Here is a 12,903-nt window from a genome sequence, read left to right on the forward strand (position 1 = left end):
CTCAGTCCTCCCACAGCTGGACGGTCTGGATGATGTCGCGGCGGTTGGCCTTCTTGGCGCCGAACATGTTGGTGTCCGAGGCGCCCGAGCAACCGCTGCCGAAGCTGAAGCCGCAACCGGAACGCTCGGCGAAGGCGTCGCTCATGGCCTCTTCGCGGTGCGCGGTCGGGATCACATAGCGGTCCTCGTAGTTGGCGATGGCGAGATAGCGGTACATGTCCTCGACCTGGGCCACCGACAGCCCGACGCTGTCCAGTACCTCAAGGTCCTGCACGCCATCGACCTGCTCGGCGCGCTTGTAGGCACGCATGGCGAGCATGCGCTTGAGGGCAAGCTTGACCGGCTCCTCGTCGCCCGCGGTGAGCAGGTTGGCCAGGTAGCGCAGCGGAATGCGCAGGCTGTCGACGTCTGGCAGCACGCCGTCCATGCTGACGTGTCCGGCCGCCGCGGCGTTCTGGATTGGCGACAGCGGCGGCACGTACCACACCATCGGCAGCGTGCGGTATTCAGGGTGCAGCGGCAGGGCCAGCTTCCAGTCGACGGCCATCTTGTATACCGGCGACTTCTGCGCGGCTTCGATCACCGACATCGGTACGCCATCCTTGAGCGCCTGCTCGATGACCTTCGGATCGGACGGGTCGAGGAAGATCTCCAGCTGCTTCTTGTAGAGGTCCTGCTCGTTGACCGTGCTGGCTACTTCATGGATGCGGTCGGCGTCGTACAACAGTACGCCGAGGTAGCGGATGCGGCCGACGCAGGTCTCGGCGCAGACGGTCGGCATGCCAGCCTCGATGCGCGGGAAGCAGAAGATGCACTTCTCGGATTTGCCACTCTTCCAGTTGAAGTAGATCTTCTTGTACGGGCAGCCGCTGATGCACATGCGCCAGCCGCGGCACTTCTCCTGGTCGATGAGAACGATGCCGTCCTCCTCGCGCTTGTAGATCGCCCCGCTCGGGCAGGACGCGGCGCAGGTCGGGTTCAGGCAGTGCTCGCACAGGCGCGGCAGGTACATCATGAAGGTGTTTTCGTACTGCCCGTAGATGTCGGCCTGGACCTTGTCGAAGTTCTTGTCCTTGCGCCGCTTGGCGAACTCGGTACCGAGGATTTCCTCCCAGTTCGGACCCCACTCGATCTTCTCCATGCGCTGACCGGAGATCAGCGAGCGCGGCCGGGCCACTGGCTGATGCTCGGAGATCGGCGCGGTGTGCAGGTTCTGGTAGTCGAAGTCGAACGGCTCGTAGTAGTCGTCGATGGTCGGCAGGTCCGGGTTGGCGAAGATGTTCGCCAACACCCGGAACTTGCCACCGATGCGCGGGTTGATGGTGCCGTCGCCATTGCGCACCCAGCCACCCTTCCACTTGTCCTGGTTTTCCCACTCTTTCGGGTAGCCGATGCCGGGCTTGGTCTCGACGTTGTTGAACCAGGCGTATTCCATGCCTTCGCGGCTGGTCCAGACGTTCTTGCAGGTGATCGAGCAGGTGTGGCAGCCGATGCACTTGTCCAGGTTCAGGACCATGCCCACTTGTGAACGAATTTTCATTGTGCAGCCTCCACAACCGGCGCCTTGATCTTCAGAGCGGGCATGGTCCGGGGACCATGCGCTGCCACCTCGGGTGAACGAATCTTCATGGCCTATTCCTCAGATGTCTTGCGGCAGGGGTTGCGGCAGGTCATTGCCGTTCGGGCCGTCGAGCCAGTCGACCTTGGCCATCTTGCGTACCACGACGAATTCGTCGCGGTTGCAACCCACGGTGCCGTAGTAGTTGAAGCCGTACGCCTGCTGGGCGTAGCCACCAATCATGTGGGTGGGCTTGAGCACCACGCGGGTCACCGAGTTGTGGTGGCCGCCGCGGGTCTTGGTGGTCTCGCTGCCGGGCACGTTCACGATGCGTTCCTGGGCGTGGTACATCATCACCATGCCTTCCATCACGCGCTGGCTGACCACCGCACGGGCCGTCAGGGCGCCGTTGGCGTTGAAGCACTCGATCCAGTCGTTGTCCTCGATGCCGGCCTTCTTGGCGTCGATTTCGCTCATCCACACGATCGGGCCGCCACGGCTCAGGGTGAGCATGATCAGGTTGTCCGAGTAGGTGCTGTGGATGCCCCACTTCTGGTGCGGAGTGATCCAGTTGAGGACGATCTCGGTATGGCCGTTGCTCTTCTTGCCCTTCACGTAATCGATGGTGCGGGTGTTGATCGGCGGCCGGTAGCTCATCAGCTGCTCACCGAAGGCCTGCATCCAGGGGTGATCCTGGAAGAACTGCTGGCGGCCGGTGATGGTGCGCCACGGGATGAACTCGTGGACGTTGGTGTAGCCGGCGTTGTACGACACATGCTCGTCTTCCAGGCCTGACCAGGTCGGGCTGGAGATGATCTTGCGCGGCTGCGCCTGGATGTCACGGAAGCGGATCGCCTCATGCTCCTTGGGCAGCGCCAGGTGGCTGTGGTCGCGGCCGGTGAATTCCGACAGCGCGGCCCAGGCCTTCACCGCCACGTGGCCGTTGGTTTCCGGCGCCAGACTGAGGATGACCTCGGCCGCGTCGATGGCCGACTCGATCTGCGGACGCCCCTGGCTGACGCCCTCGTCGCGCACCTTGTAGTTCAGCTCGCCGAGGAAATCGACCTCAGCCTGGGTGTTCCAGTTGATGCCCTTGCCGCCGTTGCCGAGCTTGTCGAGCAGCGGGCCGAGGGAGGTGAATTTCTTGTAGGTGGCCGGATAGTCGCGCTCGACCACTGCCATGTTCGGACAGTTCTTGCCCGGCTGCGGATCGACGCCAGCGGTTTTCCAGTCGGTGCCGCCAAACGGCTGAGCCAGTTCGCCGGGGCTGTCGTGCAGCAGCGGTACGGTGACCAGATCCTTCTCCACCCCCAGGTGACCTTCGGCCATCTTCGAGAAGGCCTTGGCGATGCCCTTGTAGATCTCCCAGTCCGAACGCGCTTCCCACGCCGGGTCGATGGCAGCCGACAGCGGGTGGATGAAGGGGTGCATGTCCGACGTGTTCATGTCGTCCTTCTCGTACCAGGTCGCAGTCGGCAGGACGATGTCGGAGTACACGCAGGTCGAGGACATGCGGAAGTCGAGGGTGGTGACTAGGTCGAGCTTGCCAATGGCGCCGTCGTCCTGCCATTCGGCTTCGAGCGGCTTGAAGCCGTCGCGCTTGCCGAGGTCCTCGTTCATCACGCCGTTCTTGGTGCCCAGCAGGTACTTGAGCATGTACTCGTGGCCCTTGCCCGAGCTGCCCAGCAGGTTGGAGCGCCAGATGAACATGTTGCGCGGGAAGTTTTCCGGGCTGTCCGGCTGCTCGCAGGAGAAGCGCAGCGAGCCGTCCTTGAGCGACTGGGTGACGTAGTCCACCGGCGACAGGCCGGCCGCTTCGGCATCACGGCAGATCTGCAGCGGGTTGCGGTTGAGCTGCGGCGCGCTGGGCAGCCAGCCGGCGCGTTCGGCACGGATGTTGTAATCGAGCATGTGCTCGGGGAACTGCGATTTGTCGGCCAGCGGCGAGAGCACTTCGTGAATGCTCATCTTCTCGTGGCGCCACTGCGAGCTGTGGTTGTAGAAGAAGCTGGTGCCGTTCATCTGCCGCGGCGGACGGCTCCAGTCGAGGCCGAACGCCAGCGGCAGCCAGCCGCACTGCGGACGCAGTTTTTCCTGGCCGACGTAGTGGGCCCAGCCGCCACCGGTCTGGCCGACGCAGCCGCACAACATCAGCATGTTGATCAGGCCGCGGTAGTTCATGTCCATGTGGTACCAGTGGTTCATCGCCGCACCGACGATGATCATGGAACGGCCATGGGTCTTGTCGGCGTTATCGGCAAATTCGCGGGCGATCTGGATCGCCTTCTCACGCGCCACACCGGTGATGACTTCCTGCCAGGCCGGGGTGCCCGGCACGCTGGCATCGTCGTAGCTCTTGGCGACATTGCCGCCCCCCAAACCACGGTCGATCCCCAGGTTGGCGGCCATCAGGTCGAACACGGTGGCGACCTTGGTGGTGCTGCCGTCGGCCAGGGTGATGCTGCGCACCGGCACGCGGCGCAACTGGATGCTTTCGCCTTCGGCGTGCTGGAAGTGCTCGTGGAGGATGCCGCCGAAGTACGGGAAGGCGACCTCGGCCGTCTCGCCGCCCTCGATCTGGGTCAGGGCGAGGTCAACGTCGCGGCCGTCCTTGCCTTCGCGGGCTTCGATGTTCCACTTGCCCTTCTCGCCCCAGCGGTAGCCGATGGAGCCCAGCGGCGAGACCAGCTCGCCGGTGCTGCCGTCGACGGCGATGGTCTTCCACTCGGGGTTGTTGTCCTGCCCGAGGTTGTCGGCGAGGTCCGAGGCGCGCAGGAAACGGTCGGCGATGTAGCTGCCGTCCTTCTCGTTCAGGCGCACCAGCACCGGCATGTCGGTGTAGCGCTTGGCGTAGTCGCGGAAGTACGCGCTCGGCGTTTCGAGGTGGAATTCCTTGAAGATGACGTGGGCGAACGCCTGGGCCAGGGCGGCATCGGTGCCCTGTTTGGGGTTGAGCCAGAGGTCGGTGAGCTTGGCGACTTCGGCGTAGTCCGGGGTGATGGCGACGGTCTTGGTGCCCTTGTAACGGACTTCGGTAAAGAAGTGCGCGTCCGGGGTACGGGTCTGCGGGACGTTGGAGCCCCAGGCGATGATGTAGTTGGAGTTGTACCAGTCGGCCGACTCCGGCACGTCGGTCTGCTCGCCCCACACCTGTGGCGAGGCGGGCGGCAGGTCGCAGTACCAGTCGTAGAAGCTCAGGCACACACCACCGATCAGCGACAGGTAACGGCTACCGGCCGCGTAGGAAACCATCGACATGGCCGGGATTGGCGAAAAGCCGATGACGCGGTCCGGGCCGTACTGCTTGACGGTATAGACGTTGGCGGCGGCGATGATCTCGTTGACCTCTTCCCAGCTGGAACGGATGAAACCGCCCATGCCGCGCTTGCTCTTGTAGGACTCAGCTTTGGCCTTGTCCTCGACGATGCTCGCCCAGGCGTCGACCGGGGTCATGCTGCGCCGCGCCTCACGCCACAGTTTGAGCAGCGGTTTGCGCACCTTGGGGTATTTCAGGCGGTTGGCGCTGTAGATGTACCAGCTGTAACTGGCGCCGCGCGGGCAGCCGCGCGGCTCGTGGTTGGGCAGGTCGTTGCGGGTGCGTGGGTAGTCGGTCTGCTGGGTTTCCCAGGTGATCAGGCCGTTCTTCACGTAGATCTTCCAGGAGCACGAACCGGTGCAGTTCACCCCATGGGTGGAGCGCACGATCTTGTCGTACTGCCAGCGCGAGCGGTAGACGTTCTCCCAGTCGCGGGATTCGATGCGGGTTTCGCCATGACCGTCGGCGAACTCGCCTTGCTTCCTGTTGAAGAAGCGCAGTTGATCGAGCAAGTGGCTCATTGGTTATTTCTCCTCACTCCGGTTGCGAACCACGGGCCCGACCGGTCGGCTTATCAATCTCGGCTGGCCGATCTCTGGGACCGGCGCATCAGGGGTAGAAACGTCAGGACGCAAGCTTCTGGCGGGCCTCCAGTTCGCGGTCCACGCTGGACACGTAGTACTCGTCGGAGAACGCACCCTCGGGCTCCTTCAGCCAAAGCAGGCAGAGCCCGAAGCTGACGAACGCACCGGCGGCAATCACCATGAAGAACTGCGAGGGGGTCACGAAGGTGTAGAGGGTCAGGTAGCAGACGGCGCCAACGTTGCCGTAGGCCCCGGCCATGCCGGAGATCTGCCCGGTAACCCGGCGCTTAATCGAGGGGATGATTCCGAAGGTCGCGCCCTCGGCGCCCTGGACGAACATCGAGCAGGCCACGGTGATGGCGACGGCGACGATCAGCGGCCAGGACGCGTTCATCAGCCCCATCAGGAAGAACCCGACGGCGATGCCGAGCATGTAGGCGAGCATGACGAAGCGGCGGTTGCCGAAGCGGTCGGAGACCAGCCCGCCCATGGGCCGCGCCACCAGGTTCACGAAGGCGAAGGAGGCAGCAATGATGCCCGCCGTGGTCGGGGTCAGGCCCCAGGTCAGCTCGAAGAACATCGGCAGCATCGACACCACCGCCAGCTCCGCACCAAAGTTGGCGAAGTAGGTGGAGTTCAGCGCGGCCACGGTGTTGAAGGGGTACTTGTCGTCTTCCGGCACACCCTTCTTCAGGATCGGTATGTTGACCCGCAGGATCTGCACCACCTGGAAGATCACCACCAGCGCGATCACCGAGTAGCAGATCGCCGCGCCGGTCGCCCCCAGGTAACCCAGCCCCTCGATGCGCCAGACCAGGATCCCCAGCACGCCGACCATAGGGATGGTCCAGACGATCAGCTTGATCATGTCGGCCCAGGTGCTGACTTCCAGCGCGCTGGCCTTGTGCGGCTTGCGGTGGATGGTGCCGACCGGGCCGTCGGTGAGCGCGAACCAGTAGTACACGCCGTAGACGGCCATGATGATCGCCGAGCTGGCGATCGCCCAGCGCCAGCCTTCCGGGCCACCGAAGGCATGGATGGCGATGGCCGGCAGGCTCATGGCGGCAGCGGCTGAACCGAAGTTGCCCCAGCCGGCGTAGAAGCCTTCGGCGAAACCGATGTCCTTTGGCTTGAACCACATGGCGGTCATATGGATGCCAACCACGAAGCTGGCGCCGATGGAGCCGAGGATCAGCCGCGACACCAGCAGCTGGGTGCGGCTGTCACCAAAGGCGAAGAACAGCGCGGGCGCCGCCATCGTCACCAGCAGCACCGAGAACACCCGGCGCGGCCCCCAGTGGTCGAGCGCCATGCCGACCAGGATGCGCGCCGGGATGGTCAGCGCCACGTTGGCGATGGCGAACAGCTTGAGGTCTTCGGGCGTGAGCCAGTTCACGCTTTTCAGCATGCTGGAGGCCAGCGGCGCCATGCCGAACCAGACGAAGAAACAGATGTAGAAGGCAATCCAGGTCAGGTGCAGGGCCCGGATCTCGGGGCGCTTCCATTCGAACAGCGTAGAAACTCTCATGTTGAGCTCCTCACTCAGGGGCAGGCTTGAATCAGGACCGGGCAAGGCGCCCGGCGGGCCAGGAAGGCGCTGACGCTGCCGAAGGTCATGTAGTCGAGCTCGTCGACCAGCAGATTCAGCGAGCGGGAGATGAAGCCGCCGTCCGGTTCGTTGGAATGCCGCGCGATGACCAGCAGGTCGGGCTTCTTGTGCTCGGCGGCCTTGAGAATCATCTTGCGGGCGTCCCCTTCGGCCAGCATCACGTCGACGTCCAGGCCGAAAGCACTGACCTTGGCCGCCGCCTCCTGCAGGAAGGCCTGAAATTCGCGGCGTTCACGCTCGTAGAGCTCGGCCGCCGAATCGCTGGTATCGCGGGTGTCTTCCACCACCCCGATCAGCATGATCAGGGGGTTGAGCGGACCGAACATCTCGAGGGTGGCGTCCAGGGCTTTCCTGGCGTTACGCGAGTTGTCGTAGGCAAGCATGATGTTCATGGCGGCTCTCCGGACTCAGGGGTTCTTCACGTAGGCGTTGGGGCGCAGGTAGAAGCACCAGTTGAGGATCAGGCACAGCGCGTAGAACACCGCGAAGCCGTACATAGCCACTTCCGGGGTGCCCGCCTTGACCTGTTCGCCGATCACAATCGGGGCGACGAAGGAGCCGTAGGCGGCGACCGCGGAGGTCCAGCCGAGTACCGGGCCGGCCTTCTCGCGGTCGTAGATGACGCCAATGGTGCGAAAGGTCGAGCCGTTGCCGATGCCGCTGGCGGCGAACAGCACCAGGAACAGCACCAGGAACAGGAAGAAGTACTCTTCAGGCTGGGCCGAGCCGTAGGCCTGCTGCATCACGTAGCCGGCCGCGACCGAGGCGCCAACCATGACCACCGAGATCACCTGGGTGACGATGGAGCCGCCGACCTTGTCGGAAATCCAGCCGCCCAGCGGGCGGATCAGGGCGCCAATGAACGGCCCGATCCAGGCGTAGGTCAGCGCACTCGGTGCGTTGGGGTTGGCGACGCGGGTCACCACGCCATCAGCGCCGACCTCATTCATGAACCCAAAGATCACCGTGATCGACAGCGGCAGCGCCATGGAGAAGCCGATGAACGAGCCGAAGGTCAGGATGTAGAGAACGCTCATCGACCAGGTGTGCTTGTCGCGGAAGATCGCAAACTGGCGCTTGATGTTCGGGCTGATGCTGCCCGGCAGCAGGCGCAGCATGCCGAGCGTCGCGCCGATGGTCAGCAGCATCACGCCCCACATATTCAGCACGCCGAGGCCAGTCGGCGCAGGCAGGTAGAGGTACAGGCCGACGGCGGCGGCGAAAAAGGCCACGGCGTAGAGACCAAGAATCTTGCCGAAGGCGTTCAGCGGGTAACCCGGCGTCGGCGAGATCACCAGCAGGTTGTTCATGCCGAACCAGCCGGCGAAAGCCAGCGGCACCAGGAACAGCAGCCAGACCCAACCGCCATTCTGAATCCAGGTATCGGTTCCGGCAGGAATGCCGCCGATCAAGGTGCCGCTGTCCTTGACCAGTGTCATCGGGTCGCCGGCGATAAAGCCGAACACACCGGCAGTCATCACCAGAGGGATCAGGATCTGCATGGTGGTGACACCGAAGTTACCGAGGCCGGCGTTGAGGCCCAGGGCCAAACCCTGCTGGTTCTTCGGGAAGAAGGTGCTGATGTTGCTCATCGAGCAGGCGAAGTTGCCGCCACCGATACCGGAGAGGAAGGCCAGCAGCTGAAAGACCCACAGCGGCGTGTCCTGGCTCTGCAGGGCAATGCCCGCGCCGGCGGCAGGAATCATCAGCAGCGCAGTGGTCAGGAAGATGGTGTTGCGCCCGCCAGCGATGCGGATCATGAACGACGCTGGAATGCGCAAGGTGGCGCCGGTGAGGCCGGCGATGGCGGTCAGGGTGAAAAGCTCGGCGGGCGCGAAGGGAAAGCCCAGGTTGAGCATCTGCACCGTGACGATGCCCCACATCAGCCAGATGGCGAAGCCCATCAGCAGGCTCGGAATGGAAATCCACAGATTGCGATTGGCGACCCGCTTGCCAGTGGTGTCCCAGAAGATCTGGTCCTCCACGTCCCACTTTTCGATATTGCTCATTGGTCGATCCTCTTGGCGCCAAGACACCCGGCCGGCAAACGCAGCGGGTTCAGGAATGGCTTGCACGCTAAGCGGGGGGGATCGATCCGAATTTGACTGTGGTCAACACAGGGTGAATGGCGATTTGCCACACACCCTCTAACTACCTCTTGCGAGGTATCCCTATCTCAACAATAAAAATGTCATTGAATCAGCAGGTTAGGTAGTGGCGCCGGCCAGCGGTGGCGCCTCAGAGGAGGGTTCAAAAGCATTGGAGGTACGCTCTCACCCGTGGTCAGCGCAACCGACCAGGCGCAGAATGGGGCATCGCCTGACCGTCGAGCCGAACATGTCTTCAACCGAAAGCGAGCCGCTCTCCACCCGTCACTCGATCGTGTTCAATACGCTGGTGGCCTTCGTGGTGATCATCGGTGTCTCGCTGGTCAGCATGCTTGCCAGCCTCTACCTGGCGGACGCCCTGGAAGGCGATGCCGAGGCGATCAATCAGGCTGGCAGTCTGCGCATGCAGGCCTACCGCCTGGCTTTCACGGCCGAACACGGCTCGCAAGCCCTGCTCTATGAGCGCATTGAAACCCTGCAGCAGACGTTGCGTTCTCCTTCGTTGCGCTCGGCCTTGCACCGCCACGACGGTACCCGTCTGCCGGTTTTGCACGCCGCGGTGTCGCAGCACTGGGAGCAAGGCATGCGCTCCCTGCTCGATGCGCAACCGGCGCGGCTGGAGGAGTACCGTCGGGAGGCGCCAGCGTTCGTCAACGAGCTGGACACCTTCGTTCGCACGCTGCAGGAGGCCTCGGAAGGCAAGCTCAGCGTTATCCGCGCACTGCAGGCCGGTACGCTGTTCGTCATCGTGGTGATCGCCTTTGTGCTGATCTACGGATTGCACAACAACCTGGCCACGCCGCTGCGCAGCCTGACCCGGATGGCGCGCGATATCGGCAAGGGCGATTTCAGCGGCCAGGTGCAGATTCCCGGCGATACCGAGCTGAGCCTATTGGCCCGCACGCTCAACCAGATGAGCCAGGAATTGGCCGGCCTCTACGCGGACATGGAACAGAAGGTCGATGACAAGACCGCTGCCCTGACTCGCAGCAACGCCACGCTGCAGCTGCTGTTCGACAGTGCCCGGATGCTCTACAGCAAGCCGGATGACCCCACCCAGATGATGGGCGCGCAACTCAGCAAGGTGCAGCAGATCCTCGACACCGGCCCGATTTCGCTGTGCCTGAACCGATCCGCCGAAGCGGGCAGCCACACGGCGATGACCTCCCACAATCTGCAGCCGCCGGAATACTGCCAGCTGCCTCAGTGCGAGGCCTGCCCGGTGAACCAGACCGGCCGGCTGCCGACTGGCGAAGAACTGCTGACGTTCGAGCTGCGCTCAGGACCGGACGAGCTGGGCTCGCTGCGGGTGGCCAGTCGCACAGGCGAGCCACTGCGGCCCTGGCAAACGCTACCGCTGACGACCTTGGCCGATCTCTTCGCCGCATCGCTGAGTCTGGCCAGACTCGGCCAGAAACAGGCGCGCCTGGCCTTGATGGAGGAGCGCGCGGTGATTGCCCGTGAGCTGCACGATTCACTGGCCCAGGCGCTAGCCGCGCAGAAACTGCAACTGGCACGCCTCAAGCGGCTGATGCAGAAGCAGAGCGACCAGGCACAACTGGACGACAGCGTGCAGCAGATCGAGCAGGGGCTGAATTCAGCGTATCGCCAGCTGCGCGAATTACTCACGACGTTTCGCATCAAGGTCAACGAACCCGGGCTCAAACCGGCGCTCTACGCCACGGTTCAGGAGTTCAGCGCCAACTCGGGGTTGCAGGTCGAGAGTGACTACCAACTCGATCACTGCCCGCTCACGCCCAACGAAGAAGTGCACTGCCTGCAGATCGTCCGCGAAGCGCTTAGCAACGTGGTCAAGCATGCCGAGGCGGAGCACTGCTGGCTGAGCCTGACCCAGGACAGCGTCGGCACCATTCACGTCAAGATCGAGGACGACGGCATCGGCATCCGCCTTGAAGAGCAGCGTGCCGGCCACTATGGCCTGATCATCCTGCGCGAGCGAGCCAACAGCCTCAACGGCACCATCAACATCGGTCGGCGCCCTGCGGGAGGCACTTTGGTATACCTGCGGTTCCCGCCCGCCTACCGCCACATCTCCCCTGAAACAGGAACGGGTCACGCATGAACGAAGGGACTACTGCACGAATCCTGCTGGTCGACGACCACCCCATGATGCGTCGGGGTCTGCGTGACCTGCTGGAACTGGAAAATGACCTTGAGGTGGTCGGTGAGGCGGGCAACGGCGAAGACGCCATCGCGCTTGCGCAACAGACCGAGCCGGACCTCATCCTGATGGACCTCAACATGCCGGGTATCGACGGGCTGGAAACCACCCGCCGCATGCGCGACGTGGACATCGACGCACGCATCGTGATGTTTACCGTTTCCGATGAGCAGGGCCATGTACTCGAAGCCCTGCGCAACGGTGCTGACGGCTATCTGCTCAAGGACATGGACGCCGAACAGCTGATCGAACAGATCCGCCTGGCGGCGACCGGCCGTATGGCCTTGAGTCCTGAACTGACCCAGGTGCTCGCCGAAGCGATCCGGGTGCGGCCCAAGCCCACCGGGCAGATGCCGTTCTCCGGCCTGACCAAGCGCGAGAAAGAGGTCCTGCGCCAGATTGCCAAAGGCCAGAGCAACAAGATGATCGCGCGCAAACTCGGTATTACCGAAGGCACGGTCAAGGTCCACGTTAAAAATCTGCTGCACAAGCTGGGCCTGCGTTCGCGGGTGGAAGCGGCGGTCTGGGTCCTGGAGCACGAGGCCAAAGGCTGAGCCAGAAGCGCCCGCTCTGCACCGCGTTTGTGTGCGCCACGCCTCAGGCTGAAGCAGCGCTCCGGCGCCCTTGATAATCATCAATGCCGTTAGCGCGCAGCGCTCTATCGTCTCGCCCACGTCGACTGACCGATCGGTCAGCATCGCGCCCGCCCGGACGTCAGGAGCGCTCCATGTTTAAAATTTCGCTAATCACCACGCTGCTACTCGGTCTGCTGTCCGGCAGCCTGCCCTGTCAGGCCGGCATCAGGGACGCAGAAGCAGTCAACCGCGCCGGCATGCAGCGTATGCTCAGCCAACGCATCGCCAAGACCTATTTGATGATCGGCACCGACACCCGTGTCGACCTCGCCGCAAGTCAGCTCGACAACAGCATTGCCAGCGTCGAGGAGAACGCTCAGTGGCTCGATGAATACGCCGCTGACGGGGATATCCGCAAAGCATTGAACGAAGCAACTGACACCTGGCACCAGTATCGTCAGTTGGCTTTGACCCGCCCGGACCGCAGCCAATCCGCCGAACTCCTGCGCCTGGCTGACCGCTTCCTCAGCCAGAGCGAAGCGCTGGTCGGAAAGATCGAGCGTCACAGCGGCAGTCAGGCCGCCCGGCTGGTAAACCGCAGCGGGCGCCAACGCATGCTCAGTCAGCGCATCACCATGCTTTACCTGGCCATGAGCTGGAAGCTGCCAGAGCAGCGCTTGCGCAGCGATTTCGATGCTGCAGTCAATGAGTTCGAACAGGGGTTGAATGAGCTGAAAACGGCGCCGCAGAACACCGCGCAAATCGTTAGTCAGCTCGAGAAGATCGATACCCAATGGCGTTTCGCCCGGGCCGGCTTCACCTTGGCGGAGGACTCACGCTTCGTGCCGACCGTGATCGTCACCACCAGCGACTCGCTGCTGCGCAAGCTTGAACAACTGACCTTGGATTACGAACGCCTGGCCGGAAGCGGCCGATGAGTGCATCAGGCTGAAGAGACTCATCCGGCAAAT

General features: G+C 63.3%; 7 protein-coding genes and 1 pseudogene. 3 read left to right on the forward strand and 5 right to left on the reverse strand.

Going from position 1 to position 12,903, the window contains the following annotated elements:
* Position 1: 1 nt before the first annotated feature.
* The 5 genes from narH to CXK96_RS19610 form a co-directional block, all read right to left on the reverse strand.
* Complete coding sequence (narH, locus tag CXK96_RS19590) at positions 2-1,540, reverse strand: nitrate reductase subunit beta (RefSeq protein WP_102838100.1); 1,539 nt, start codon at positions 1,538-1,540, stop codon at positions 2-4.
* A 99-nt stretch (positions 1,541-1,639) separates the two neighbouring features.
* On the reverse strand, positions 1,640-5,395 hold the full coding sequence (locus CXK96_RS19595) for a nitrate reductase subunit alpha (RefSeq protein WP_102838101.1): 3,756 nt from the start codon (positions 5,393-5,395) through the stop codon (positions 1,640-1,642).
* A 103-nt stretch (positions 5,396-5,498) separates the two neighbouring features.
* Entirely contained in the window at positions 5,499-6,986 is a 1,488-nt protein-coding gene (locus CXK96_RS19600; protein ID WP_102838102.1) for an MFS transporter, read from the reverse strand.
* 14 nt (positions 6,987-7,000) lie between these two features.
* On the reverse strand, positions 7,001-7,459 hold the full coding sequence (locus tag CXK96_RS19605; protein WP_045430483.1) for a universal stress protein: 459 nt from the start codon (positions 7,457-7,459) through the stop codon (positions 7,001-7,003).
* A gap of 15 nt (positions 7,460-7,474) precedes the next feature.
* Entirely contained in the window at positions 7,475-9,076 is a 1,602-nt protein-coding gene (locus CXK96_RS19610; protein ID WP_102838103.1) for a NarK/NasA family nitrate transporter, read from the reverse strand.
* A 221-nt stretch (positions 9,077-9,297) separates the two neighbouring features.
* Between CXK96_RS19610 and CXK96_RS19615 the strand changes: the two are divergent.
* From CXK96_RS19615 to CXK96_RS19625, 3 genes and pseudogenes are all read left to right on the forward strand, one after another.
* Positions 9,298-11,325 (forward strand): annotated as a pseudogene (locus CXK96_RS19615) (histidine kinase).
* On the forward strand, positions 11,303-11,911 hold the full coding sequence (gene narL / locus CXK96_RS19620; RefSeq protein WP_256061681.1) for a two-component system response regulator NarL: 609 nt from the start codon (positions 11,303-11,305) through the stop codon (positions 11,909-11,911). The pseudogene CXK96_RS19615 and the gene narL overlap by 23 nt, the downstream one beginning before the upstream one ends.
* Before the next feature lie 173 nt (positions 11,912-12,084).
* Positions 12,085-12,870, forward strand: a complete 786-nt coding sequence (locus CXK96_RS19625) for a type IV pili methyl-accepting chemotaxis transducer N-terminal domain-containing protein (RefSeq protein ID WP_102838105.1) — start codon at positions 12,085-12,087, stop codon at positions 12,868-12,870.
* Positions 12,871-12,903 lie beyond the last annotated feature (33 nt).

The sequence above is a fragment of the Stutzerimonas stutzeri genome, from assembly GCF_002890895.1.
GTDB classification, from domain to species: Bacteria; Pseudomonadota; Gammaproteobacteria; order Pseudomonadales; family Pseudomonadaceae; genus Stutzerimonas; species Stutzerimonas stutzeri_AB.

Excerpts from the sequence above, each read along its gene's own strand:
- narH (WP_102838100.1), bottom strand. The coding sequence starts at position 1,540 with ATGAAAATTCGTTCACAAGTGGGCATGGTCCTGAACCTGGACAAGTGC.
- CXK96_RS19595 (WP_102838101.1), bottom strand. The coding sequence starts at position 5,395 with ATGAGCCACTTGCTCGATCAACTGCGCTTCTTCAACAGGAAGCAAGGC.
- CXK96_RS19600 (WP_102838102.1), bottom strand. The coding sequence starts at position 6,986 with ATGAGAGTTTCTACGCTGTTCGAATGGAAGCGCCCCGAGATCCGGGCC.
- CXK96_RS19605 (WP_045430483.1), bottom strand. The coding sequence starts at position 7,459 with ATGAACATCATGCTTGCCTACGACAACTCGCGTAACGCCAGGAAAGCC.
- CXK96_RS19610 (WP_102838103.1), bottom strand. The coding sequence starts at position 9,076 with ATGAGCAATATCGAAAAGTGGGACGTGGAGGACCAGATCTTCTGGGAC.
- narL (WP_256061681.1), top strand. The coding sequence starts at position 11,303 with ATGATGCGTCGGGGTCTGCGTGACCTGCTGGAACTGGAAAATGACCTT.
- CXK96_RS19625 (WP_102838105.1), top strand. The coding sequence starts at position 12,085 with ATGTTTAAAATTTCGCTAATCACCACGCTGCTACTCGGTCTGCTGTCC.